At 47.1% G+C, this 25285-nt stretch carries 20 protein-coding genes; 14 read left to right on the top strand and 6 right to left on the bottom strand.

Features of this window, described 5'->3' with window-relative positions:
- The first annotated feature begins 1 nt into the window (after position 1).
- The 3 genes from ACYVD3_RS00915 to ACYVD3_RS00905 all read left to right on the top strand — a co-directional run bounded on the left by ACYVD3_RS00915 (position 2) and on the right by ACYVD3_RS00905 (position 2671).
- Entirely contained in the window at positions 2-886 is an 885-nt protein-coding gene (locus ACYVD3_RS00915) for a DMT family transporter (RefSeq protein WP_460640632.1), read from the top strand.
- The gene (pgmB, locus tag ACYVD3_RS00910; protein ID WP_460640631.1) at positions 876-1514 is read left to right on the top strand and encodes a beta-phosphoglucomutase; all 639 of its coding nucleotides are present in this window, start codon (positions 876-878) and stop codon (positions 1512-1514) included. The genes ACYVD3_RS00915 and pgmB overlap by 11 nt, the downstream gene beginning before the upstream one ends.
- Positions 1515-1669: 155 nt before the next feature.
- A complete protein-coding gene (locus tag ACYVD3_RS00905) occupies positions 1670-2671 on the top strand; it encodes a LacI family DNA-binding transcriptional regulator (protein ID WP_460640630.1) in 1002 nt (333 codons plus the stop codon).
- A gap of 116 nt (positions 2672-2787) precedes the next feature.
- On the opposite strand, the gene ACYVD3_RS00900 is transcribed toward ACYVD3_RS00905, so the two are convergent.
- A complete protein-coding gene (locus tag ACYVD3_RS00900; protein WP_460640629.1) occupies positions 2788-3054 on the bottom strand; it encodes a hypothetical protein in 267 nt (88 codons plus the stop codon).
- 169 nt (positions 3055-3223) lie between these two features.
- On the opposite strand from ACYVD3_RS00900, the gene ACYVD3_RS00895 reads away from it, so the two are divergent.
- The 6 genes from ACYVD3_RS00895 (at position 3224) to ACYVD3_RS00870 (ending at position 10864) form a co-directional block, all read left to right on the top strand.
- Positions 3224-4315 carry a hypothetical protein gene (locus ACYVD3_RS00895; protein WP_460640628.1) on the top strand — a complete coding sequence of 364 codons (1092 nt, stop codon included), beginning with the start codon at positions 3224-3226 and terminating at the stop codon, positions 4313-4315.
- A gap of 243 nt (positions 4316-4558) precedes the next feature.
- Positions 4559-5158 carry a spore protease YyaC gene (gene yyaC, locus ACYVD3_RS00890; RefSeq protein WP_460640627.1) on the top strand — a complete coding sequence of 200 codons (600 nt, stop codon included), beginning with the start codon at positions 4559-4561 and terminating at the stop codon, positions 5156-5158.
- 62 nt (positions 5159-5220) lie between these two features.
- Positions 5221-6423 (top strand): LysM peptidoglycan-binding domain-containing protein, encoded by a 1203-nt coding sequence (locus ACYVD3_RS00885; protein ID WP_460640626.1) that lies wholly within the window; start codon positions 5221-5223, stop codon positions 6421-6423.
- Positions 6424-6496: 73 nt separating this feature from the next.
- Positions 6497-7771: a DUF5711 family protein gene (locus ACYVD3_RS00880; protein ID WP_460640625.1), complete on the top strand. Its 1275-nt coding sequence runs from the start codon at positions 6497-6499 to the stop codon at positions 7769-7771.
- The gene (tkt, locus tag ACYVD3_RS00875) at positions 7768-9747 is read left to right on the top strand and encodes a transketolase (RefSeq protein WP_460640624.1); all 1980 of its coding nucleotides are present in this window, start codon (positions 7768-7770) and stop codon (positions 9745-9747) included. The genes ACYVD3_RS00880 and tkt overlap by 4 nt, the downstream gene beginning before the upstream one ends.
- A gap of 172 nt (positions 9748-9919) precedes the next feature.
- Positions 9920-10864 carry an ROK family glucokinase gene (locus ACYVD3_RS00870; RefSeq protein WP_460640623.1) on the top strand — a complete coding sequence of 315 codons (945 nt, stop codon included), beginning with the start codon at positions 9920-9922 and terminating at the stop codon, positions 10862-10864.
- An 81-nt stretch (positions 10865-10945) separates the two neighbouring features.
- On the opposite strand, the gene ACYVD3_RS00865 is transcribed toward ACYVD3_RS00870, so the two are convergent.
- The 4 genes from ACYVD3_RS00865 to ACYVD3_RS00850 form a co-directional block, all read right to left on the bottom strand.
- A complete protein-coding gene (locus ACYVD3_RS00865) occupies positions 10946-12139 on the bottom strand; it encodes an oxygen-binding di-iron domain-containing protein (RefSeq protein ID WP_460640622.1) in 1194 nt (397 codons plus the stop codon).
- Entirely contained in the window at positions 12139-12840 is a 702-nt protein-coding gene (gene ric / locus ACYVD3_RS00860; RefSeq protein ID WP_460640621.1) for an iron-sulfur cluster repair di-iron protein, read from the bottom strand. Before ric ends, ACYVD3_RS00865 begins: the two co-directional genes overlap by 1 nt.
- 126 nt (positions 12841-12966) lie before the next feature.
- Positions 12967-13656 carry a Crp/Fnr family transcriptional regulator gene (locus tag ACYVD3_RS00855; protein WP_460640620.1) on the bottom strand — a complete coding sequence of 230 codons (690 nt, stop codon included), beginning with the start codon at positions 13654-13656 and terminating at the stop codon, positions 12967-12969.
- A gap of 127 nt (positions 13657-13783) precedes the next feature.
- The gene (locus ACYVD3_RS00850; RefSeq protein ID WP_460640619.1) at positions 13784-14881 is read right to left on the bottom strand and encodes an aldose epimerase family protein; all 1098 of its coding nucleotides are present in this window, start codon (positions 14879-14881) and stop codon (positions 13784-13786) included.
- 285 nt (positions 14882-15166) lie between these two features.
- Between ACYVD3_RS00850 and ACYVD3_RS00845 the strand changes: the two genes are divergently transcribed.
- The 3 genes from ACYVD3_RS00845 (at position 15167) to ACYVD3_RS00835 (ending at position 18803) form a co-directional block, all read left to right on the top strand.
- Entirely contained in the window at positions 15167-16672 is a 1506-nt protein-coding gene (locus tag ACYVD3_RS00845) for a sugar ABC transporter ATP-binding protein (protein WP_460640618.1), read from the top strand.
- The gene (locus ACYVD3_RS00840) at positions 16672-17658 is read left to right on the top strand and encodes an ABC transporter permease (RefSeq protein WP_460640617.1); all 987 of its coding nucleotides are present in this window, start codon (positions 16672-16674) and stop codon (positions 17656-17658) included. Before ACYVD3_RS00845 ends, ACYVD3_RS00840 begins: the two co-directional genes overlap by 1 nt.
- A gap of 68 nt (positions 17659-17726) precedes the next feature.
- Positions 17727-18803 (top strand): arabinose ABC transporter substrate-binding protein, encoded by a 1077-nt coding sequence (locus ACYVD3_RS00835; protein ID WP_460640616.1) that lies wholly within the window; start codon positions 17727-17729, stop codon positions 18801-18803.
- A 53-nt stretch (positions 18804-18856) separates the two neighbouring features.
- Here the strand turns inward: ACYVD3_RS00835 and ACYVD3_RS00830 are convergent, their stop codons facing one another.
- Positions 18857-19705 carry a helix-turn-helix domain-containing protein gene (locus tag ACYVD3_RS00830; RefSeq protein ID WP_460640615.1) on the bottom strand — a complete coding sequence of 283 codons (849 nt, stop codon included), beginning with the start codon at positions 19703-19705 and terminating at the stop codon, positions 18857-18859.
- A gap of 162 nt (positions 19706-19867) precedes the next feature.
- Between ACYVD3_RS00830 and ACYVD3_RS00825 the strand changes: the two genes are divergently transcribed.
- Positions 19868-23143 (top strand): DUF5107 domain-containing protein, encoded by a 3276-nt coding sequence (locus ACYVD3_RS00825; RefSeq protein ID WP_460640614.1) that lies wholly within the window; start codon positions 19868-19870, stop codon positions 23141-23143.
- A gap of 459 nt (positions 23144-23602) precedes the next feature.
- Positions 23603-25273 carry a putative manganese-dependent inorganic diphosphatase gene (locus tag ACYVD3_RS00820; protein WP_460640613.1) on the top strand — a complete coding sequence of 557 codons (1671 nt, stop codon included), beginning with the start codon at positions 23603-23605 and terminating at the stop codon, positions 25271-25273.
- The last annotated feature ends 12 nt before the right edge of the window (positions 25274-25285 follow it).

The following is a 25285-nucleotide window of genomic DNA, read 5'->3' as shown; positions in this document are numbered from 1 at the left end:
CATGAAAAAAAAGCTTGCAATCGGGGGGCTTATCTTAGTAACCATTATATGGGGCGGCGGCTTTGTTGCCAGCGACATGGCACTGGAGAGCATGAGGCCATTCCAGATTATGACGGTCCGGTTTCTCTTAGGCACGATTTTAATGGGGCTGGTCAGCCTCCGGTCCTTAAGAGGAATCACAAAATCAGAAGTAATGGCAGGGGGGCTTATGGGGGTTGCCCTCTTTGCCGGATTTGCATTTCAGATTATAGGGCTGCAATACACCACACCCTCTAAAAATGCATTTTTAACAGCATTAAATGTAGTGATTGTGCCGTTTATTTCATTTCTGATTTTAAGAAAGAAAATAGGAGCAAGAGGGATAGCCGGGGCAGTGATGTCCGTAGCAGGCGTGGCTCTGCTGTCATTGGACCGTAATTTTTCCTTAGGCCTTGGGGATGGGCTGACGCTTATTTGTGCTGTTGGATTTGCTTTTCAAATATTTCTTACAAGTGAATTTGTCAAGAAATACCGTGCTACTGTATTAAACTTTATTCAGATGATAACCGCATTCTTTTTATCTGTCATTAGTCTGATTGCTTTTGGAGAAACACAGTTTCACGTTACAGAGAAGGGAATTTTAAGTGTGCTGTATTTAGGCTTGATCAGCACAACGGTATGCTACCTTCTTCAGACTGCCAGCCAGAAATATGTGGATGAAACAAAAGCGGCCATTATTTTGTCCCTGGAATCCGTATTTGGAACATTATTTTCTATTTTGATTCTCAGGGAAATCCTTACCCCCCGTATGCTGGCAGGCAGCATAATCATCTTGGGAGCAGTTGTAATATCAAATCTTTCAGAGGCCGGGCAGGTAGAATTAGGAGGAATTCCTTATGAAATATAAGGCAGTGATTTTTGATCTGGATGGGGTTATCTGCCATACAGACAGATACCATTATCAGGCCTGGAAACAGGTTGCAGATGAGCTGGGCGTTTATTTTGATGAAGAAATCAATAACCGTTTGCGGGGAGTAAGCCGCATGGAAAGCCTTGAGATCATTTTAGAGAATTATCACGGGAACTTAAACCAGGAAGAAAAATCATCTTTAGCAGAAAAGAAAAATGAGATCTATAAGGAATTATTGAAACATATGAGCCCAAAGAATCTTTCTCAGGAAGTAAAGGCAACACTGGATGCCCTCCGTCTAAAAGGGTTAAAGCTTGCCATTGGCTCTTCCAGTAAGAATGCAGGATTTATCTTAGAGCGAATTGGCCTTTTGGGGTACTTTGATGCCATTTCTGACGGAAATAATATTACTCATTCCAAACCTGACCCGGAAGTGTTTTTAAAAGCGGCCAGGTTCCTTTCTGAGGCTCCCAAAGACTGCCTTGTGGTAGAAGATGCCAAAGCCGGACTGGAAGCTGCCAAAGCCGGAAATATGGACTGTGGGGCAATTGGGGATGGGATATCCTGTAAGATTGCAGCTTATCAATTAAATACGTTTTCGGATCTGCTGAAAATAGTGGAATGACGATGAGCAACATGTGGGCTGCAGTTGGGGTCCATAGAATCATATGGCCCAATTGTATGGAATTATATATTGCAGCAGGCACATGATGATAGTTGCGGCACAAAACCAGATATGATAAAATGAGGACAATATAAGAAGCGAGGAAGGAAAAAATAGTGGCAACAATTAAAGAAATAGCTGAAATGGCAGGTGTTTCTGCTGCGACCGTATCTCGTGTCCTTAATTTTGATGACACGTTAAATGTACAGGACGAGACGAAACAAAGAGTGTTTGAGGCCGCAGAACGGTTAGAGTATCAGATGCGGGACAAGAAGAAGTATAAAAAGAAATTAAAGCTTGGCATGATATCTTCCTATTCCCTTGAAGAGGAATTAGAAGATACCTTTTATCTGTCTGTACGCATTGCAATAGAGAGGAAAATAGAAGAGGAAGGGTTTAAACGGTTCCCGGTCAATCTGGGGGATTCTGTAGAAAGCACTTCTAATCTGGACGGATTGATTTGCCTTGGGACCTTTAGTGAATCCATGGTAAATAAGGTAAAAGCATTTAATAAACCTGCTGTTTTTGTGGATGCATTAGGTGACTTAGATCTATTTGATTCCGTGGTAACAGATTTAAAACACTCTGTAAAGAAGGTGCTCAGCTATTTTTTGCAGGAGGGCCACAGAAAGATTGCATTCATTGGGGGCCGTGATGTGGATGTGGATGGGAAAGAAGTGGTGGATTTAAGGGTTCCCATTTTTCGATCTTTCATGGAGGAGAGAGGGATTTTAAATGAGGGATATATTAAAATAGGCGGCTATACCCCCAAGCAGGGATACCGGCTTGGAAAGGAACTCCTGGCCATGGAAGAAAGACCAAGCGCTATCTTTACTGCAAACGATTCTTTAGCTGTTGGCTGTTATAAAGCCATACAGGAGGCAGGGCTTGGAATTCCGGAGGATATCAGTGTCATCGGATTTAATGATATCTCCATTGCCAAATATTTGATTCCCCCTCTTACGACCGTTCACATTTATATGGATTTTATGGGTTCTCAGGCAGTAAGTATACTGGCGGAAAGGATATATTCCGGCCGTGAAATCAGTATGCATATTTCCTTGCCTACAAAATTGATGGTTCGGGGAAGTGTCAGTAAATGGAAGGGTGAGATTTAGGTTTCAGGGGCCCTTTCGAGATGCTGCCATTCTCCATTTGTCCCGTACCGGCCCTTCCTTGTCACTTCAGGGGAGGGCTTTTTAAATATAGAAGAAATACCTGGTTCTTTGAAAGCCTATTCCTCAATCACCTGGATTTCCAGAAAATCAAAATCAATGTGCTCAATAAAATTATCCTGGGTAAACCGGACTTTGGAATGTTTTTGAAACCCCTTGATGGTCGCATCCAGCCATATAGGTTTTCCAAGATCAAACTGGAGGCAGATATCATCAAGCGCCTGAAAGACCATGGAAGTCCTGGAAAGGCTGTAGTCTGAGATGGAGATGACGGTATCTTTCACGATTCTGGTGTCTTTCATTAATTTTGCCCACATGCGAAACATAAGCGGAAACTCCTTTCTGAAATAAGCGGCTGCCGTCAGTAGTTTTTATAATGCAACGATTATAGCATTACCTTGCAGAAAAAGGCAAGAAGGAAAATGACGGACATTGTAAAACAATGAAAAATATGATAGAATCTTTGTAGGAAAAACCGAAGGAGGAAGACTTAAGATGGCGCAACCCATATCGGATCAGGTTGGTTTTCTTGGAGAGGCCTGCAGGGCTGTTCAGGAGTTATCTGTAAGCAAAAATTTATTGGAAAAGTTCCGTCTGGAAGAAAAACGTCTGGAAAAGGAACTGGAAGCAGAGAGAAGGGCTGTGACAGATGCCATCAGCCTTACGGTGAAGAAGCGTCTGGAAGAAATTAACGACACCTATGACAGGGAGATCGCCAGGGAACAGGACCTCTTAAAACGGGTGAGAAGTAAGCGGGAGAAGGCGAAAACCCAGGGCATCAGGGAACGGATCCAGGAGGAGACGGCGGAGATTAAGGGAAACAACCGGGAATTAATGCTGCAGATGAAGACTGTTTTCCAGCAGGACCGGGTTCCTGGTCTTTGCAAAAGCGGCTGGTATTATGCCCTGTATTTTCCCAGGGGATTTTCTGAGTCATTTGTACTGCTTTTGAACATACTCCTGTTCTTTCTCGCAATCCCCTGCGGTGTCTATCTGCTCCTTCCGGAGAAATCCCCCTTCTACCTGATGGGGATATACTTTGTTGCCATCCTGTTTTTCGGGGGTCTATATATCCTTATTAATAACCTTACCAAGGTGAGACATCAGAATGCATTGCGGAAAGGGAGATCCATCAGGGATCTTATGAAGGCAAACAACCGGAAGATCCGTGTGATTATCCGTTCCATAAAACGGGACCGTGACGAAGCCGTTTACAATCTGGAAAAGTACGATGACGAGATTGCCCAGATCGACCAGGACCTAGCAAACATCGCCGATAAAAAGCGGGAAGCCTTAAACACCTTTGATAAGGTGACACGGACCATTCTGTCTGATGAGATTGCCGGCAACAGCAGGGAAAAGATCGCAAAGCTTGAGGAAGAATATGAAGCGGCAGCAGGCAATGCCAAGGAGGCAGAAATCAGGGTAAAGGAGCAGACATTGTTTATCAATGACAACTATGCATCCTATATTGGAAAAGAATTTATGGTTCCGGAGAGGCTTGATGAACTGGCCGATATGATCCGGATGGGCAAGGCTTCCACCATCAGTGAAGCGAAAACCCTTTATAAAAGTCTTAAGGAATAAGATCAAGGTGCAGGAAAAGGGCATATGTGTGCTTTTACCCTGCACCTGTTTTTTCATAATTTTCCCCAGGGGTGTGGTGAATAATTCCATAATTGGCGGCTTATAATAGAACAGAGAAAGTCAAATATCCCGCAGCCGGCTATGTGGTATTTGACTCCTGCAGCATTTGCCAAATGCAGAAATACAAGTATTCCTGTACAGGGCTCATTGCCTGCAGAAATAAGGACAGCAAGGCAGGATATTATGAAATTATGGGAAAGAATTGCGATCCGCGGAAACCGGGACGTTTTTTATTATGATACAAGGCAGACATTTGAAGCAGAGGAGTTTGCTTCCAGGCTTTACGACATGATACGCACGGAGCAGGAAAACCGAAAGGCAGCAGGGGTGCTGTTTTTATGTATTGGAACCGACCGCTCCACCGGGGACAGTCTTGGGCCGCTGATCGGCTACAAGCTGAAGGAAAAAGAGCTGGAATATCTGGAGATCCTGGGAACACTGGAACGGCCGGTCCATGCCATGAACCTGGAGACTTACCAGGCCATTTTAAAGATTCGTTATCCCAATCATGTGGTGGTAGCAGTGGATGCTTCCGTGGGAAGCATGGAACACATCGGCTATGTGACCCTTGGAAAAGGGGCATTAAAGCCGGGCCTTGGAGTCAGCAAGGAGCTTCGTGCCGTGGGAGATATTTTTATTACCGGCATCGTAGGAAGCTGCGGGAATTACGATCCTCTCATGCTGCAGAGCATACGGCTTTCCATAGTCATGCGAATGGCTGACTGCATCAGCTACAGTATTTATCTTGTCGAAAAGTTATGGGAAAACACTGCACTCCTTTGACACGATTCTCACCCATTGTATGCTATGATTCATTGGATTAAAAAGAATAGCGGGGTGAGCCAATGGGTGAATTATATAATCCGTTCCCCAAGCTGCCGAAGAATATCAGGCAGATCGGGGAAAGGGATCAGATTGTAAAACTTTATATGGAAGATTATGTAAATACTTATTTGAAACGTCTGTATCCTGCGGGTGGACAGGAACTGCGGGTTGGTCTTCTGTTAGGCGGTGTGGAATTCAACGACGGAACGCCATATATCTTCATTGACGGAGCTTTGGAAATGGAGGATGTGACGGAGGCAGGCAGGAGAGTGATATTTTCCGAGCTGTCCTGGAAGAGAGCCTACCGCAGCATGGAGCAGCTTTTTCCCAAGAGGTCTGTACAGGGCTGGTTTATATGCGGCAGGCCTGGTGATGACCTAAGCCCCATCAATTATTGGAAACAGCATATCCAGTATTTTGGGGAGCCAAACAAGCTGATGTATTTATGCAATGGTACGGACGGAGAGGAAACAGTTTACATAACATCTGAGGATGGATTTTACAAGCTGCAGGGATACAGCATTTATTATGAACGTAATCAGATGATGCAGGATTATATGGTCCTGCGAAAGGATGTAAAACGTATCGAAACAGATACAAATGATAAGGTAATCGAGGAATTCCGCAAGCGGATGGACGAGCATAAGGTGGAAGTAACGGACCGGCATCAGACGGTAGGACTTCTCCGGGGCATGTGTATGGCCATGTCAGTCGTCATATTAGCTGGCGGAATTGTTATGTTTAATAACTTTGAACGAATGCAAGATATGGAAAGCGTGATCGCATCGGCCATTCCAGCCAAGGCGGAACAGATCCTCATGGGGAAAAAGGGCCTTGAAACGGAAAGCAGGGGCGAATCCAAAGTGGTTGTAGAAGAGGCAGACGGCGGTGTGTATCCTACCACGGCGGTGAGCAAGGAAACCATGTCTGAAACAATGCCTGTGGAGTCCCGGGCAGAAACAATGGCTGAAAGCAAGGCGGCAGAGACATTGCCTCCGGCGACCCAGGCGCCCACAGAGGCGGCTACCCAGCCGGCCAGCCAGGAAACAGAAGCAGCCGCCAGCGGAAATCCGCGGGTTCATGTGGTACAAGAGGGCGAGACTCTTTACGGGATCTGCATTGCCGAATACAATACCATGAACAAGCTGAGGGAAATTTGCGAGCTGAACGGGCTGGACGATGAAAACAAGATTGTTGCGGGACAGAAATTACTTCTACCGTAGAAAAATATAATGCGTTTCTTCCTGAAATGATGTATACTACCAATATATATGGGCATTTTTGGGAGAAAAGAGCATGAGTGACAGGAACTCTATGAACAGAGAGATTAAGAAAAACCAGCTTCGGCGGCAGATTGTTTCATCTTCTCCTCAGGAGGGCGAAAACAGCCAGGAAATCATTAAAAAAGCCCTCACCAGGGTCAGAAAAAGAAAAATCAAGATTGCTCTGGTGCTGCTTCTGGTGCTTTTGGCAGGAGCTATAGGGGGGTATGAATACTTCACGCTTTATCAGTATACCCAATACGGCGTGGTCTGGGAAAAGCAGATGAATGAGGGAAGCTATGTGGGATATCTTAGTTTTGGCTCCAATGTGCTGAAATACAGCAAGGATGGTGCCTCCTATCTGGATTCCCAGGGCAAAGAAGTGTGGATACAAAGCTATGAGATGAAATCTCCCAAGGCATGGGTCAGCGGGAATTATGCTGCCATTGCGGACCAGCAGGGAAATTCCATCTATATCTTTGACAAGACGGGAAATACGGGCATAGCGACTACCGTGCTTCCTATTGTGAAGGCGACGGTGTCCTCTAACGGAGTGGTGGCGGCCATCCTGGAGGACTCCACATCTAATTATGTATATTTCTTTAAGAGAGATGGAAGCGTCCTGGATGTAAAGATCAAGGCGCTATTAGGCGGTGATTCCGGTTATCCGGTGGATATCAGCCTGTCTCCTGACGGCACCCAGTTGATCGGTGCTTACGCATATTTGAAAAACGGTACTTTAAACGGCAGGGTGGCCTTCCACAATTTTGCGGAAATCGGAAAGAGCATTCCGGACAGGCTGGTGGGCGGTTTTGATGAGCCTTATGATTCCTCGCTTGTTGCCCAGGTCCAGTTTCTGGACAATACATACTCCTGTGCCTTTGCTGATAACAGCATATCCTTTTACTCCACAAAGAATGAGCTTTCCCCGGAGATGATCCGGCAGGTGGCTGTGGAAGAGGAGATTAAGAGTGTGTTTTATTCAGAGAAATATGTGGGGCTTATTGTGGACAACCCGGAAGGGGAAAATCCTTACCGGCTGGATGTATACAAACCCAATGGAAGTCTTGTCTTTTCCAAAGGTTTCCAATACCAGTACATCCATGCTGATATTGACGGGGACCATGTAATTTTGTATAATGAAGATTCTTGCAGAGTCTATAATATGTCCGGAAGGCTTAAATTTGCCGGGACATTTGATTTTCCAATATCTAAGATCCGAAATGGCAGGTTCCCCAATACTCTGATCGTAACCGGCCCCCAAAACATGAAAGAAATTAGATTACAAATAGGAGGACAATACCAATGAGCAACATCCATACCATGTCAGTCAATGCAATCCGTGTTCTTTCCGCGGATGCTATCCAAAAAGCCAATTCCGGCCATCCGGGACTTCCCTTAGGCTGCGCGTCGGCAGCTTATGAATTGTGGGCAAATCACATGAATCACAACCCGGCAGATCCAGACTGGACCAACAGGGACCGCTTTATCTTATCCGGAGGTCATGGCTCCATGCTTTTGTATTCCCTGCTTCATTTATTCGGTTATGGGAATCTGTCAAAAGAGGATTTGATGAATTTCCGCCAGCATGGTTCCAAAACTCCCGGACATCCGGAGTATGGCCATACAATCGGCGTGGAAGCAACCACAGGACCTTTGGGCGCCGGTATGGGTATGGCAGTTGGAATGGCCATTGCCGAGAAACATCTGTCATCCGTGTTCAACAAAGAAAATTATCCGGTTGTTGACCATTATACCTATGCGCTGGGCGGAGATGGCTGCATGATGGAAGGTATTTCCTCCGAGGTCTTTTCCCTGGCAGGTACCCTTGGCCTTGGGAAACTGATCGTTTTATATGATTCCAACCAGATTTCCATTGAAGGAAGCACTGAGATTGCATTTACCGAGGATGTTCAAAAGCGCATGGAAGCTTTTCATTTCCAGACCATTACCGTTGAGGATGGCAACGACTTAGAAGCCATTGGACGGGCCATTGAAGAAGCGAAATCAGATACCGAGCATCCTTCCTTTATTACCATTAAGACCCAGATCGGCTATGGCTGTCCTGCAAAGCAGGGAAAGGCCAGCGCCCACGGGGAGCCTTTGGGAGCCGATAATGTGACAGCCTTAAAGGAAAACTTAGGCTGGCCTTCCACAGAGCCGTTCTACGTTCCTGAAGAGGTGTACAGTCATTACCGTCAGATCGCAGAGGAAAAGGCGGAGACAGAAGCGGCATGGAACGTGATGTTTGCCGCATACTGCCAGGAGTATCCTGATATGGAAGAGCTTTGGAGTGCGTACCATGATCCGGATGCAGGAGAAAAGGCCATTGAAAAATGCGAAGACTTCTGGAAGAGGTCTGAAAAGGCAGATGCCACCAGGAATTTATCCGGACAGGTATTAAACCGCTTAAAGACCTATATGCCCAACTTGATCGGAGGTTCCGCGGACCTGGCTCCTTCCAATAAGACCAACATGTCCGACGTGGGTGATTTTTCAAGAACCGACGGCAGCGGCCGCAATCTGCACTTTGGTGTAAGAGAGCTTGGCATGACGGCTATTGGAAACGGAATGATGCTTCACGGCGGTCTCCGCACCTATGTGGCAACCTTCTTTGTGTTCAGCGATTATACAAAGCCAATGGCACGCTTATCCGCATTAATGGGCGTTCCCCTGACCTATATATTCACTCATGACAGCATCGGTGTAGGAGAAGACGGACCCACCCATGAGCCTATTGAGCAGCTTGCCATGTTAAGGGCAATGCCGAATTTCCATGTATTCCGTCCCTGTGATGAGACAGAGACAGAAGCAGCCTGGTATTCTGCGCTGACCTCGAAGAAAACACCTACCGCCCTTGTGCTCACAAGGCAGAACTTAACTCCTATGCCGGGAAGCAGCAAGGAAGCCTTAAAAGGAGGCTATGTGATCGACGACTGCGAAGGCACGCCTGAGATCATTCTCATGGCAAGCGGTTCCGAGGTGGAACTGGCAGTCAAGGCGAAAACCCTTCTTGCCGATAAAAAGGTACGTGTGGTTTCCATGCCTTGCATGGACTTATTTGAGGCGCAGACAGAGGAGTATAAGGAATCCGTTCTTCCAAAAGCAGTCCGCAAGCGTGTGGCAGTGGAAGCATTAAGCGATTTCGGCTGGGGCAAATATGTGGGCCTTGACGGCACTTATGTAACCATGACCGGCTTTGGAGCCAGCGGCCCTGCAAATCTTTTATTTGAACATTTCGGATTTGCAGCAGAGCGCGTGGCAGAGGCTGCAAAATCCATCTAAGCAATGAGCAGTGAGAAATAGGACAGGAGAAGATTTTCGTTGTGCTTGCACATAAGAAAATCTTCTCATGGCCTATTTCATAGGGCGAATGCCCGTGAGCTGGCAAAACCCCAGGTTTTGCCAGCTCCACTGCGGACTAAAGGTACGACAGTTAAAAAGGAGTATATACAAAATGGAAATGAAATGTGTAGGCGTTGACGTCGGCGGTACATCCGTAAAGATCGGAATATTTGAAGTAACAGGAGAGCTCATCCATAAGTGGGAAGTACCCACCAGAAAGGAAGAAGGCGGAAAATACATCCTAAATGACACCGCCGCGTCCATTCTGAAAACCCTAAAAGAACTTGCGATTCCCTTAGAAGAAGTAAAAGGCGTAGGCATGGGAGTCCCTGGCCCGGTCATGCCCAGCGGATATGTAGAGGTCTGCGTGAACTTAGGCTGGCGTGACATGTATCCAGAAAAGACACTGAGTGAAATGCTTCACGACCTGCCGGTAAAAAGCGGCAATGATGCCAATGTGGCAGCTCTTGGCGAGATGTGGCAGGGCGGCGGTAAAGGCTATGATGACATCGTCATGGTCACTCTTGGCACAGGAGTGGGCGGAGGCGTGATCATTGACCAAAGAATCGTTGCAGGAAAGCACGGCTTAGCCGGAGAGATCGGACATATCCATATCCGTGACGATGAAACGGAAAGCTGCAACTGCGGAGGCGTGGGCTGCGTGGAACAGATCGCCAGTGCCACAGGCATTGCAAGAGAGGCCAGAAGAAAAATGGCTGCAACGGATACCCCCTCCGCTCTCAGATCATTTGGCGACGACGTAACCGCAAAAGATGTGCTGGATGCTGCCAAGGAAGGAGATGCCCTGGCTTGTGAGGTTATGGAAGTGGTAGGCCATTACCTTGGCCTTGCCCTGGCTCAGATTTCCATGGTCTCAGACCCTGAGGTCTTTGTCATTGGCGGAGGCGTTTCAAAAGCCGGAGCCTTCTTGATAGATATGCTCTTTAAGCATTTTGATAAATATACTCCTATTTCCCAAAATAAGAGCGGAATCGTTCTGGCGAAGCTTGGAAATGACGCAGGAATTTATGGTGCTGCCAGGCTGATCCTGGATTAAGAAGTAAAAAGGCGGATTCTTCAGAATCCGCCTTTTTACTTCTTATAACATCTTTAGGAAACTCAGACGTTTATCCTGTCATTAACTCTGCTGGCAAAGGGCCCTGGCAAGCTCCTCAGCCTTGTTAAAGTCCTTCTCTTCCGGATTCCAAAGGCACTTGGCTTCTTCCTCCACTACGGAGAATCCAGCCTCTGTCAGCCGTTCCCGAAGGACCTTTGTTCCCTCTCCGCTCCATCCGTAGCATCCGAACACAGCCGCCTTTTTCCCCTTATATTTCAACTCTTTGAGGAAATCAAGCCATCCGCCCACAGAAGAGAGGATGCTGCCCCCTACGGTTGGAGAGCCCAGGGCAATTGCTTTTGATTTAAACACCTCTGTCATAATATCGTTCTTATTTATCTTGGAAATATTATAGATTTTCACCCTGGTATCCGGTGAAATCCGTGCGATCTCAGAGCTGATCTTATGGGCTAGCTGTTTCGTCCCATCCCACATGGTATCATAAACAATGGTGATCTGATCCTCCTGATAATTCTGGGACCATTCATAATATTTTTCCACGATCTGTAATGGATTTTCCCTCCAGATGGACCCGTGGCTGGTGGCGATGATATCGATGGGCAGGTTCAGCCCCTGTATTTCCTCAATTTTCTTTTTCACAAGAGGAGAAAATGGAGTCAGAATATTGGCATAATACTTAAGGGCTTCTTCCCAAAGCCTGCACTGGTCGGCTTTGTCGTTAAACAATTCCTCCACGGCAAAATGCTGTCCAAAAGCGTCATTGGAAAAGAGGATATTGTCACCGGTCAGATAAGTAGCCATGCTGTCAGGCCAGTGAAGCATTTTCATTTCCACAAAGACCAGCTTTTTCCCATTGCCTATGTCAATGGAATCTCCTGTTTTCACCACCTGATAATTCCATTCCGGATGGTGATACTGTCCGGTAAGGGATTTCACCCCGTTTGCCGTACAGTAAATAGGTGTGCCAGGGATTTTCTCCATCAGTGCGGGAAGAGAACCGCTGTGATCCACCTCTCCGTGGTTGGCAACAATAAAATCGATTTCCTTTAAGTCGATCTCTCTTTCCAGATTATCAATGAATTCCGTGGAATGAGGCTTCCAGACCGTGTCAATGAGGACTGTTTTCTCTTCCTTTATTAAATATGCATTCTGGCTGGAGCCGTGGTTAATGGAATAATCCGCTCCATGGAAGGATTCCAGCTCCCAGTCCATAAACCCTACCCAGTATACGTTGTTTTTTACAAGTTTTTTCATTATTCAATTCCTCCTTCATACTTTGGAAACAGCAGTGAGTTCTCTGTAAATATATGGATATACACATCCTTAACCAGTTCTTCCAGCTTCTGAAAGACCAGGCGGTAAGAGGCGCAGCCGTCTTCCGGCGGGGTAAAATCATGGGTGCAGGCTGTGATCTCTTTGATCAGGTTTCCGGCTCCCTCATGTTCATCCTCCAGCTCCTTCACATATCCTGCATTTTTCTCCCCTGCAAAACTCTTTTTCATATAGGGGAAAATAAACGCTTCTTCCTTTGCAAAATGTTCCTGAAGCTCCTTTCTCAAATCGGAAAATAACCCGTGTAAAGGAACCAACTGTGCTTGATGGTGCTCATAATGAACCAGCAGGACCTTGTTGACCAGCTCATCGATTTCCGACAGCAAGGTTCTCTCCTTTGAATGATGGGTGTCTATAATATAATCAATCAGATCAGGGACATTCATTTTTGTCAGCCGTTCCACAGCCAGCACTTGTCCCTTATTTGATTGATGCGGTTTATTCACAACCTTTTTATTCAGCACCTCAATAAAGCTTTTTGATTCGATTCCCAGCTTTTGAAGGGCCTCCTCTAACTCATCCTTTCCTCCGCAGCAGTAATCAATATGAAAATCATTGAAGAGTTCAACTGCTTCCGGGTAGATCTTAATAACATCGTTCACTTTCATTTTACCTGTAATCATAATTCTCCTCCTCTTTCCCCAAATTCCTGTTTTTTCAGAAATTGTTGTTCTGTTTGTAAGGCTAGTATAACCGGGAAAGAGAAGGAAAAATGTGATTTGAATCATTATTTAAAAATTTTTGTTTTTTCATGTTTCGTTTTCAAAAGCATCTCTTAAAATATCTTTGTTCCCAATGCGGATCCTGCGGTTCCCTTCCAGTTCAATGGCGCCTTCCCTGCGCAGTTCCCCCAGCTTTCTGCTGATGGTCTCTCTTCTCACATTGATATAAGCGGATATGTCATCTCTGGTCAATTCAATGGTCTCCCCCTTGATCCGGCTGCTTCTGAATAAAAGGAAACCGGCGACCCTGGCCTTGGCATCGTTTACGGATAATAGCTGCACCAGTTCATTTGCCGCCGACAGCTTCTGGCCTACTACGTTTAATAGTTTGACTCCGATTTCAGGTTTTTTTAATATCAGTTCCTGAATGTCTGTTAAGGAGATGAGACATACCCCGCATTCTCCCAGGGCAACGGCATTTGCGTCAAAGGCTTTTCCGCCGAATATATTCTGCTCTCCGTAAATATCGCCTTCTGTCAGGATATCAAGGACATATTCCTTTCCTTCCTGGGAGTATCGGTTGATTTTAACCTTTCCGTAACGGATGACCATTATTTTATCCGCCGGGTCATACTCATAAAAGACGGTTTCCCCTCTTTTGTAATCCAGGTGACGGGCCTTTGATATCAGTTCCTTCTGTTCCTCTAAGGAAAGGGGCTCAAAAAGAGGGATTTTTGAGGTGCACAATTTGCTGCAGAAATTACACTTAAGTTCCATGCCGTTCTCCTTTCGGGGCATTGAGTGTTTGATGGATAACTGTATTATATCAAATAGGACGAGTATGGCAAGAGGGGTTCTTATTTCTGCAGGATCTCTTCTTCTGACCGTGTTTCGGACGCCTGGACTATGAAATATGGTACCGGATGGTCCTGCAAAAGGGATGGTCCGGAGTGGTGAGCCGGTAACTCTCAGGCAGCAGGTGCATCACATCGGGAATATCCTGTGGTTCCAGTGCAACGGCACAGGAGGGGAAAGAGGGCGCGCCGCCGGACAAGGCCATTCCATGGGGCAAAAACCCGCCTGAATATAAAACAAGGGCAGGCGCATCCGTCATTATTTTCAAGGTCCGGCCCGTCCTCTTATCCCGCAGGATACAGGCCTTTTTTAGCGCTTCCGGCCGTTTCGCAAACCTCAGCGGCCGGAACGTCTGGTTTTTATTAAGAATATAGGCGTTATTATATCCCCGTCCAATGGAAAGCTGCTCCTTGCAGACAGGGCTTTTGGCGGACCGGATCCGGGAAAGAAGCTGCCCGGCAGAGCGGAAATCAAAGACAGTATCTGCCACGGGAATGAGATCCGCCGGAAGATGCTCCTTATTATTTACGCACACATTGTTGGCAAAAATCTGGATTTCCTGTTCCAGCCCGGAGACGGAAAAATCACCGGAAAGATTCCAGTAGGTGTGATTGGACATGTTAATATAGGTAGGAACGTCCGTTGCGGCAGTGTATTCTATGGTAAGCCAGTTGGTGTCCTCCAGGGTATATCTGGTGTGATAGGTTCTGTTGCCCGGATATCCGTCCAGGCCGTCAGGCTGGCAGGCAGACAGGAGGATGGAGGCCGATTCCAGGCCGGATGCCATAGACTCTGTCTGCCAAAGCCGGGAGGACAGATTATTTGCTCCTCCGTGGAGCTGGTTTTTTCCATCGTTATTTGAAAGCCGGTATATCCGGGATCCCACAGGAAGCAGGGCCTCCCCAATTCTTCCGGCATTGGGACCAAGTGTGGTTCCTGCATAGCAGATGCAGCGTTCATACTGCCCCATATCTTCAAAACCCAGGGTGACGGGCTGCTCCCTGCCGGTTTCATCCCTTATGGCAACCTTTTGAATGGCTGCACCCAGCGCCGTTACGGAGACCGTCATGCCCAGGCTGGTGGTCATGTCATAAACCTTATAAGCGGTTCCCTCCTGATTCCATAATTCTCTGGTTTTGATTTTCATAAGATATCCTCCATTTAAAACCAGTATAAGGATTCTCCTCAGTAAGATGAAGGGGAAAAGATAAGAAGAGCAATTTTTCAAAATGACAGGGCAAGAGGAAGCAATGGAAGTATGAAAATAAACGGCCTGACAGAAAAACAGGTATGGAAAGAAAGTTTCGGGGCAGGTTTAAGATAAAAGCAATTTTTTACAATGATTGAGCAAACCTACGTAATGATGAATTTTGATTAAATGATATAATTAACCTATGAAAACGTAATGCTGGAATAAAAAAGGAGGCAAGGCATGGGGAGTGTATTGGAATTTCAGAATATATCCAAATATTTTCCCGGAGTAAAGGCGTTGGACCAGGTATCCTTCCAGGCGAACTCCGGGGAGGTTCTGGCGTTTTTAGGGGAAAACGGGGCAGGAAAGTCCACTTTGTTAAAGGTTCTTAATGGGGATTACCAGCCTACAGGAGGGAAATATCTTCTGGATGGGGTTGAAAAGCATTTTCAGTCCCCCCATGAGGCCATTGAGGAAGGGATTTCCGTCATATATCAGGAGCGGCAGATTCTTCTGGAATTGTCCGTAGCGGAAAACATTTATCTGGGAAGGATGCCTGTGACCAGGCTGGGGTTCATCGATGCCCGTAAGGCAAATGAGATGACAACGAAAATCATAGCGGATTTTGGCCTTCCCATCAGTCCCACCGCAAAGGTGAAGGATTTAAGCATCGCCTATCAGCAGATGGTGGAAATTATGAAGGCTTATTCCAGAGAAAATTTAAAGGTGATCTGTTTTGACGAACCTACGGCCTCTCTGTCGGATTCGGAAATTGAATCCCTGTTTAAGATTATCGGGAAGCTGAAAGAAGAGGGAAAGATCATCATTTATGTGTCTCACCGCATGGACGAGCTTAGGCGGATTACCGATAAGGCGGTAATTTTCAAGGACGGCCGCTATGTGGCTACGGTGGAGACGGGAAAGGTGCCGGAAGCGGAGCTGATCCGCATGATGGTGGGCCGTGATTTGGGAGATATTTACAGAAACTTGGACAGGAACAAGGTTATGGGAGATGTGCTTCTGGAGGTGAAAAACTTATCCTCAGACTATGTGAAAGAGAATTCCTTTGTGCTGCGAAGGGGAGAGGTGCTGGGTTTTTCCGGCCTTGTGGGGGCGGGAAGGACTGAGCTTATGCGGGCCATTATCGGAGCGGATGAGGCAAAAAGCGGTGAGATTTATCTGGAAGGAAAGAAAATACACAACCGTTCCCCTCATGAAGCAATGGAGCACGGGATCGTCCTGGTGCCGGAGGACCGGAAGATGCAAGGCATCCTTTCAAATTTAAGCGTCAGCGACAACATGAACATTGCCATGCTGGATGTCAATTCCAGCAAGCTGGGGTTTGTCAGCCGGGAAAAGGAAGAGAAGCTGGCCTTGGACGGAATCCGGGACTTTAAGATCAAGACTCCGTCTCCTGACAAAAAAATCGTGGAGCTTTCCGGCGGAAACCAGCAGAAATGCATTGTGGCACGCTGGATCAGCACCAATCCAAAGGTGCTGATCTTAGATGAACCTACCAAGGGAATTGACGTAGGCGCCAAATCTGAATTTTATCATATGATCTGTAAATTTGCCAGGGAAGGACTGGGGATCATCCTGATATCCTCTGAGCTTCCTGAGGTGATCGGCCTGTCAGACCGGATCATTGTCATGAAATCATTGAGAATCACAGGAGAAATAGCGGCGGCGGAAGCGACCGAAAGCAAGCTTCTGAGCCTGGGTATGATTGGGGAGGTACAGGAATAATGGGAAAAAACAACAAAAGCAGAATCAAAATTAACGGTGACAAGATCGTACTGCTGGCAGCAATCGTAGTAGTATTCGGGCTTTTTACCTCTCTGAACAGGAATTTTCTTTCGGTTACCAACTTGATCAATATTTTGGTGGCGGCTTCCCTGGTGGGGTTGGTGGCTGTGGGTCATACATATTTGATCATTGCAGGGCAAAATGACTTGTCCCCCGGCTCCGTGGCAGCATTTTCCGGCGTTGCGGCGGCTCTGCTGGTGGGAAAAGGGGTTCCCTTCGGTGCTGCGGTGCTTCTGACCATTGCAGGCGGGGTTCTCATGGGACTTTTCAATTCCTTTATGGTAAACAGGATTCATTTAGAGGCATTTATTGCAACCCTGGTGACCCAGTCCATTATCAGGGGTTTTGCCTATATCATATGCGGCGGAAAGCCGGTTTCCATCAGCAATAAAACCTTTCTCATTCTGGGAAAGGCCAGGATACTGAATATTCCCCTTTCCGTATGGATTATGGTGATCTGCATCATCATCTTTGGGATCATCCTGTCCAAAACCAAATTCGGAAGAAGCGTATATGCCATCGGCGGCAGCATGGAGGCAGCCAGACTGGCCGGATTAAATCCCAAAAGGATCATTGCCACCTGCTATGTGATGATGGGAGTCCTCTGCTCCATCGGCGGAATTATATTTGCGGCCCGTATGAATTCCGGTCAGCCGGCAGCCAATGTGAATCTGGAATTTGACGCCATTACGGCGGTAATCTTAGGCGGCGTATCCTTTATCGGCGGAGTGGGAAATATGGGAGGAACCATTCTCGGTATCATATTGATCCAGTCCTTTAATACGGGCCTTACCATGGTAAATGTCCCCAGCTTCTGGCAGTTTGTGGCAAAGGGAGGACTTCTCTTATTCGCTCTGGCAACGGATTATTTGAGAAAGCAGAAAAGAGAGAAGGATTTATTGGCAGCATCCATGAAGAATTTATAGGTGTTCCATAGAAAACCTGCAGGTTTTCTTAAGATAAAGCAAAAACTAAAACAGGAGGGTTACAAATCATGAAAAAAACAGCAGTAATTATTTTGGCGGCAGCAATGGCAATGGGGTTGACAGCCTGCAGCGGATTTTCCGCTGAAGAGCCGGCGGCAACCACAAAGGCAGGTACCACAGAGACAACGGCAGCCGGTACCCAGGGGGAAGAAAAGACCCAGGCGCAGGCAGGGGGAAAGGGTGTTGTTTACGGAATTTACAAGGCCGGGGATCAGACCTGGTTCATTGACGAAGGGGCGGCGGCCCAGAAAGTGGTGGAGGAAAAGGGCGATGAGTTTATCTATGTGGATGCGAAAATGAACCCGGAAGAATACTTAAAGGCCATTGACAATGCCATTGCCAATAAGGCTAAGGGAATCGTTACCTGCATCCCGGACCAGACCATGTCCCAGGCCGTTGTTGATAAATGCAAGGAAGCGGGTATCCCAATTATAGCGGCTGATGACGCGCTTCAGACGGAGGCGGGAGAAAAGATCGCTCCATGGGTCGGCATTAACGCTTACGTAATCGGACAGGCCAACGGCCAGTGGCTGGCGGATTACGCCAATAAAAATAATCTGGCACAAGATCCGGAATGCGGACTGCTGATTCTCACCATGGACACGGTTTCCTCCTGTGTTCCCCGGGCGGAAGGCGAATATGACAAGTTTACGGAAGCCTGCCCTGATTTTGGGAAAGAGAAGATTTTCAAAGCTGATTATGACGGAACCACGGATAAGGGAAATGTAGCCGCCACATCAGTCTTTACCGCCCATCCGGAAATCAAGAAATGGCTGGTAACAGGAGCCAATGAGGAAGGCACCATCGGTGCAGTCCGCGCCTTAGAGAGCGCAGGCCTGGATGTCAATGCAACGGTAGTAGGCCTGGGAGCTTATATGGCAAAGGATGAATGGAACAACAAGGGAGCTGACGGAACCTGTATGAAGGCATCCGCTTACTTTTCCTCCGATTCCGTAGGAGCAGGCTCAGTCAATGTTTTATACGATGTGGTCAGCGGAAAAGAAGTTCCAATGGAGACAGCCGTAGATGCGGTGATCGTTACCCCCGAAAATTACAAGGAAGTGATGGGGAAAGCAGCGGAATAAACCGATTGCCCGGTGATGAAAAAAGCAGCCTCTGCAATGCAGGGGCTCTTTTTTCAGTTTCTGATAGAAAAACGGTACTGGGAAGGTGTGATTCCCGTCACTTTCTTAAAGGTGGTGCAAAAGCTGCTTTCGCTGGTAAAGCCTGTGCTGAAGCAGATGTCCTTAATGGAGATATCCAGGGACTTTAAAAGGAACTTGGCATTGTTGACCCTGGCAGCGATCACGTATTCGTGAGGTGAAAATCCGGATTCCTTTTTAAACAGCCTGCTGAAATAAAAGGGGCTTAAGGAGGCCTGGTCCGCCATATCCTTTAAGGTGAGGGGATCGGTCAGATGTTCGCTGATGTAGGCAATGGTGTCCTCAATGATGCTGGAAGAGACGTTTTCGGAATGCTCAAAGTCTCTGTTAACCAAAAGCTCCGTTAGGATATTAACAATGTAATTGTTCAGCCAGGCCTCTTTTGTGGAAATACATTCCCGAAACTGCAGATAAATTTTGTGGAGATATTTTTCCAGACGGTAGGTATCCCTTAAGGAGATGACCGGAGGGCCGCCATCCAGGATTGCTTCATAATATCCTGCCGCACCTTTGCCGTCAAAATGAAGCCATTCCGCTTCCCAGCCATTTGATGTCCAGTAGGAATGAGGCTCATAGCAGTTTAATAATACTACCTGTCCTGGGCCTGCGTTACAGATACGTCCTCCTGTCTCCACCTGGCATTCTCCTTTTCGGATGAACATGATGAGGAAACTGTCATAGGCATTCCGATGAAGGGAATAGCCGGGTTCGTACCGGAAAAGTCCCATATTGATAGGATATAAGAAGATTCTTTTTGCCTGGGCACTGGGCGTGTACACATAATAATCAGACCCTGAGATGACCCCCCGTTCTGTAGACAGCATACATGGGCCCTCCTTTCTTTCTATGAAACCATTATAGAAAAAAAACGGTGATTCGTCAATTATATTAAAGCAATTTTTATAAATGAATAGGCAACTAAACGTAATGAAAACAAGAATAAAAGGTTATATAGTATAGGCAAGAACTAAAAAGGAGGTCTAATAATGGAAACAGTAAAAATTTGGGAGGAATCCATGGTCATACCCACCTATGAGGTGGGGGAAGCAGATAAAAATCCGATGTTTCTGGAAAGCCGCGTTTATCAGGGAAGCTCGGGAAAGATTTATCCGTATCCTACCATTGAGAAGATCCATGATACCAGGACAGACAAAGCCTATCAGGCGGTCTGGCTGGAAAATGAGTATTTGAAGGTAATGATACTCCCGGAGCTGGGCGGAAGGATCCAGCGGGCCTTTGATAAAACCAACCAATATGATTTCGTCTATTACAATCACGTTATAAAGCCTGCCCTGGTAGGGCTCTGCGGCCCGTGGATCAGCGGCGGGATCGAATTTAACTGGCCCCAGCACCACCGGCCTACCACCTATTCCCCTGTGGACTATATGCTGATGGAAAATGAGGATGGTTCCAAAACCTGCCGGGTCTGCGACGTGGACCAGATGTACGGAACCAAGGGGGAGGCCAGTTTCACTCTGTATCCGGGAAAGGCTTATATAGAAATAAAGGGCCAGCTTTACAATCCAACGCCGCTGCCCCAGACCTTTTTATGGTGGGCAAATCCGGCAGTCCCGGTCAATGATTATACCCAGTCTGTTTTCCCACCGGATGTCCATGCTGTCATGGACCACGGAAAAAGGGATGTATCCCGTTTCCCCATTGCCACGGGCGTATATTATAAACATGACTACAGCCAGGGCATTGACATCTCCCGTTATAAAAATATCCCGGTCCCCACCTCCTACATGGCTGAAAAGAGTGAGTTTAACTTTGTAGGCGGCTATGATTACCAGGTAGGGGCAGGTATTCTTCATGTGGCGGACCATCATATTTCCCCGGGCAAGAAGCAGTGGACCTGGGGCTGCGGCGATTTCGGAAAGGCCTGGGACCGGAATTTAACCGATGAAGACGGTCCTTACATTGAACTGATGACCGGAGTTTACACCGATAACCAGCCGGATTTCACCTGGCTAAAGCCCATGGAGGAAAAAACTTTTACCCAGTATTTTATGCCTTATAAAGCCGTTGGCCCTGTAAAAAACGCCTCCATTCACGCCGTCATAAACTTAGAGACAAGGGAAAATGAGATCCATATCCTGGCATACGGAACTCAGGAGTATCCCCATGGAAGAATTCTGCTGACTTACGGCAAGGAGACGCTGTTAGATGAAACTACCCTCCTTTCTCCGGTTCATACCTATGAAAAGACGCTGCATACCGATGTGGAGGATGAGACAAGGCTGACTCTTAAGGTGCTTTCCGGCGGAAGGGAGCTGGTTTCCTATACGCCTTTAAAGAAAGAAATCCCAGAGCTTCCAAGCCCCGCAAAGGCGGCCGATGACCCGGAAAAAATCATGACAAATGAAGAACTGTATCTGACCGGGCTTCATATTGAGCAGTACCGTCACGCCACTTACCGGCCGGACCCCTATTACATAGAAGGCTTAAAAAGGGATCCTGGGGATATGCGCATCAATAACGCTTACGGCTCCCTGCTCTTAGCCAGAGGCTGTTTTGAGGAGGCGGAGGAGCATTTTAAGAAGGCACTGAAACGGGCCGTCTGGAAAAACCCCAATCCTTACGATTCAGAACCCTGCTACAATCTGGGCCTGGCGCTTTTGTATCAGGGGAAGACGGAGAACGCCTTTGACGCCTTTTATAAGGCCACCTGGTCCGGCCAGCAGCAGGAAATGGGCTTTTATTACCTTTCCTGTATTGAATCCATGAGGGGAAATTACGAAAGCGCCCTGGAGCTTGTGGAAAAGGGACTGGTGAGAAATACCCATAATGTAAAGGCCAGAGCCTTAAAGGCTTATCTTCTTCGCAGACTGGGCAGGACCGCAGAGGCCAGGGCCCTCATTGGGGAGAATCTGAAGGTGGATTCCTTTGATTATGTATCCCGGCTGGAGTCGGCATATCTGGAGCCTGAACGTCAGGCGGAAATCAGGGCAAAGATCAGCCGGCTGGCCAGAGGCTTTCACGAAAACTACTTAATGGCAGCCCGGTATTATGGGGAGTTTGGCGCATATGAAGCTGCTGTCCAGACCCTGGATCAGTGCTCCCGGAAATGGCCCATGGTCTATTACTATAAGGCTTATTATCAGGAGCTTATGGGAAAAGACGGTACAGAAGCCTTAAAGCAGGCAGAGGACTGCACCACGGATTACTGTTTCCCCAATAAGCTGGAGGACATTCTGGTGTTAAAGCTTGCAACGGAAAAGAACCCGGCAGGGGCTAATGCCTATTATTATCTTGGGAATTTATATTATGACAAGCTTCAGTACCGTACCGCCCTTTCTTACTGGGAACAGTCCGCCCGGTTAAATCCCCGGTTCCCAACGGTGTGGAGAAATTTATCACTGGCTTATTACAACAAGGAAAAGGACAGGGAAAAAGCCAAAAAGGCCATGGAAACGGCCTATGGCTTAAATCCGGACGATGCAAGGATCTTTCTGGAGCTGGATCAGCTTTACAAAAAGCTGGATATGCCGGCAGCGGAACGCCTGGAAAGATATGAGGCCGCAAGAGATGTATTTATGAAGCGTGACGACTTAATGATTGAATATGCAACCCTTTTAAATCTTCTGGGACGCCATGGAGAGGCGTATGAATTCATTATGAACCACAAATTCCATCCCTGGGAAGGGGGGGAAGGAAAGGTGACCGCCCAGTATGTGGTATCCCTTGTGGAGCTGGCCAGGCAGGCCATGGATGAAAAGGAATGGGGCAGGGCAAAAGAATACCTGACAAAGTCCCTAAAATACCCGGAGAACCTGGGAGAAGGGAAACTGGAGGGCACGAAGGATAATCATATCAACTACTATCTGGGCGTGGTTATGGAAAATCTGGGAAGAGCAGAGGAAGCAAGGGCGTATTTTGAAATGGCTGGCGTAGGAACGGATGAACCGTCGGGCATGATGTATTACAATGACCAGCCGGCGGATATGATTTATTACCAGGGTCTGGCAAAGGAAAAGCTGGGGAAACCGGTGGAGGCCAAAGCCAGGTTCTATAAGCTGCTGGATTATGGGGAAAAGCATATGCCTGATCATATGAAGATCGAATATTTCGCCGTATCCCTTCCGGATTTTCTGATTTATGAAGAAGACCTGGATAAGAAGAACAAAGCCCATTGCAACTATCTCATAGGGCTGGGAAAAATGGGGCTTGGAGACATGGCGGAGGCGAAAGAGGCCTTCATGGAGACCATAAGGCTGGATCACACTCACTTAAACGCAATCCGGTATTTAAACATGATATAACCCCGCTAAGCGGTATGATGGTTAATAGGCATTGTTTTAAAACATGTATTTAAAATACATAGATGCCTTTATGACTAAAAATAAGGGTCTGCCTCGTGTCCTGGTATTTGCGTTCCGGTTTAAGGAAAAGAAGAGGGAAGAGAGGATGTTTTTATGGCATCCTTTCTTCCCTTTTTCCTTTGTATCCTGACCTTTAAGTTTCGCAAGGGACAGCAACAGCCCTTCCGCTTATTTACAATTTACTAAATTATGATATAATGGGAATACTTAACAAAGAAAAAGCTCATATAATGAGGAGACCCCGGTTGACAGGCAACCGGGGCAATTATGAAAAATCTATGTGCAATTTGACGATTTAATCAATTTGACTCATATATTTTCTATGTATTTAGTATAAAAAACATATATGAACGGAATATGAACGTCCTGTAAACACATTATGAAAAAAGGGAGGAAAGTATGGGAGAAAATTATAAGAACAGAAAGACCATCGTAATAGGACATAAAAATCCGGACACAGATTCCATCTGTTCCGCCATCTGTTATGCAAATTTAAAAAGAGTGCTGACCGGAGAGGAGTATCAGCCGGGCCGGGCGGGCCATGTCAACGAGGAGACTCAATTTGTGCTCCATTATTTTGGCGTGGAAGCACCGGAGCTTGTGGAGAATGTGAAGACCCAGGTTCGTGACATTGATATCCGTGAAACAAAGGGTGTAAAGAAAAACCTGTCCTTAAAAAAGGCATGGAACCTGATGCAGGAAGCCAATGTAGTGACCATTCCGACCGTGACCGACGACGGGATGCTGGAAGGACTGATCACCGTAGGCGACATTGCCAGATCCTACATGAATGTGTATGACAGCAGCGTTTTATCAAAGGCAAATACCCAGTATGTAAATATCGTGGAAACCCTGGAAGGGGCCCTGGCGGTGGGCGGGAAGAACGAATATTTCAATCACGGCAAGGTGCTCATAGCGGCAGCAAATCCCGATATGATGGAATATTACATTTCCAAGGGCGACCTGGTGATCCTGGGAAACCGTTATGAGTCCCAGCTTTGCGCCATTGAGATGGAAGCGGCCTGCATCGTTGTATGCGAGGGTGCGGCAGTGTCCATGACCATAAAAAAGCTGGCCCAGGAACGGGGCTGTACGGTTATGACCACCCCTTATGACACCTATACCGCAGCCCGCCTGGTGAACCAGAGCATTCCCATCAGTTATTTCATGACCACCGAAGGGCTGATTTCCTTTGAAGAGGAAGATTACATTGATGACATAAAAGATGTCATGGCAAGCAAACGTCACCGGGATTTTCCGATTCTTGATAAGGACGGGAAATACATGGGAATGATCTCCCGCCGGAACTTGCTGGGCGCAAAGGGAAAACGCCTGATCCTGGTGGATCATAATGAAAAAACCCAGGCAGTAGAAGGCATGGCAAATGCGGAGATTTTGGAGATCATAGACCATCACAGACTTGGGACAGTGGAAACCATTGCTCCTGTATTTTTCCGCAACCAGCCGGTGGGCTGTACAGCCACCATCGTATACCAGATGTATCGGGAAAACAGGGTGGAGATCAAGCCCCAAATTGCAGGCCTGCTGTGCAGCGCCATTATTTCCGATACCCTCTTGTTCCGTTCCCCTACCTGTACGGAATCAGATAAACAGGCGGCCCTCACCCTTTCGGATATTGCCGGAATCCAGGTGGAAAAATACGCTTCCTCCATGTTTGCAGCAGGAAGCAATTTAAAGGGAAAGACGGATGGAGAGATCTTTTATCAGGATTTCAAGAAATTTACGTTTGGGAAGGTGGCTTTTGGAGTGGGACAGATCAGCTCCTTAAATGCCAAGGAACTGGAGGAGCTAAAGGACCGGATGCTGCCTTACATGAAAAAGGCCAGAGAAGAGCATGGCGTGGATATGATGTTCTTTATGCTTACCAACATTCTGACAGAGTCCACCGAGCTGCTGTGCGAGGGACAGGGAGCGAAGCAGATGATTGCAGGGGCTTTCCGGGCGGAAGAGGAAGAGACTGGGGCGGAAGACCACATCGTAAGCCTTCCTGGGGTGGTATCCAGAAAGAAACAGTTAATCCCTGGCATCATGCTGGCTGTTCAGGAATAGGAGGGCTGCCGG

This window comes from Lacrimispora brassicae, from assembly GCF_054772055.1.
The sequence above is the reverse complement of the archived record's forward strand: the minus strand, read 5'-3'. Positions and strand labels throughout refer to the sequence as shown.

Bases quoted from the DNA above. Each gene is read 5' to 3' on its own strand.
- ACYVD3_RS00915 (WP_460640632.1), top strand. From the start codon at position 2: ATGAAAAAAAAGCTTGCAATCGGGGGGCTTATCTTAGTAACCATTATA.
- pgmB (WP_460640631.1), top strand. From the start codon at position 876: ATGAAATATAAGGCAGTGATTTTTGATCTGGATGGGGTTATCTGCCAT.
- ACYVD3_RS00900 (WP_460640629.1), bottom strand. From the start codon at position 3,054: ATGTTTCGCATGTGGGCAAAATTAATGAAAGACACCAGAATCGTGAAA.
- ACYVD3_RS00895 (WP_460640628.1), top strand. From the start codon at position 3,224: ATGGCGCAACCCATATCGGATCAGGTTGGTTTTCTTGGAGAGGCCTGC.
- yyaC (WP_460640627.1), top strand. From the start codon at position 4,559: ATGAAATTATGGGAAAGAATTGCGATCCGCGGAAACCGGGACGTTTTT.
- ACYVD3_RS00885 (WP_460640626.1), top strand. From the start codon at position 5,221: ATGGGTGAATTATATAATCCGTTCCCCAAGCTGCCGAAGAATATCAGG.
- ACYVD3_RS00880 (WP_460640625.1), top strand. From the start codon at position 6,497: ATGAGTGACAGGAACTCTATGAACAGAGAGATTAAGAAAAACCAGCTT.
- tkt (WP_460640624.1), top strand. From the start codon at position 7,768: ATGAGCAACATCCATACCATGTCAGTCAATGCAATCCGTGTTCTTTCC.
- ACYVD3_RS00870 (WP_460640623.1), top strand. From the start codon at position 9,920: ATGGAAATGAAATGTGTAGGCGTTGACGTCGGCGGTACATCCGTAAAG.
- ACYVD3_RS00865 (WP_460640622.1), bottom strand. From the start codon at position 12,139: ATGAAAAAACTTGTAAAAAACAACGTATACTGGGTAGGGTTTATGGAC.
- ric (WP_460640621.1), bottom strand. From the start codon at position 12,840: ATGATTACAGGTAAAATGAAAGTGAACGATGTTATTAAGATCTACCCG.
- ACYVD3_RS00855 (WP_460640620.1), bottom strand. From the start codon at position 13,656: ATGGAACTTAAGTGTAATTTCTGCAGCAAATTGTGCACCTCAAAAATC.
- ACYVD3_RS00850 (WP_460640619.1), bottom strand. From the start codon at position 14,881: ATGAAAATCAAAACCAGAGAATTATGGAATCAGGAGGGAACCGCTTAT.
- ACYVD3_RS00845 (WP_460640618.1), top strand. From the start codon at position 15,167: ATGGGGAGTGTATTGGAATTTCAGAATATATCCAAATATTTTCCCGGA.
- ACYVD3_RS00840 (WP_460640617.1), top strand. From the start codon at position 16,672: ATGGGAAAAAACAACAAAAGCAGAATCAAAATTAACGGTGACAAGATC.
- ACYVD3_RS00835 (WP_460640616.1), top strand. From the start codon at position 17,727: ATGAAAAAAACAGCAGTAATTATTTTGGCGGCAGCAATGGCAATGGGG.
- ACYVD3_RS00830 (WP_460640615.1), bottom strand. From the start codon at position 19,705: ATGCTGTCTACAGAACGGGGGGTCATCTCAGGGTCTGATTATTATGTG.
- ACYVD3_RS00825 (WP_460640614.1), top strand. From the start codon at position 19,868: ATGGAAACAGTAAAAATTTGGGAGGAATCCATGGTCATACCCACCTAT.
- ACYVD3_RS00820 (WP_460640613.1), top strand. From the start codon at position 23,603: ATGGGAGAAAATTATAAGAACAGAAAGACCATCGTAATAGGACATAAA.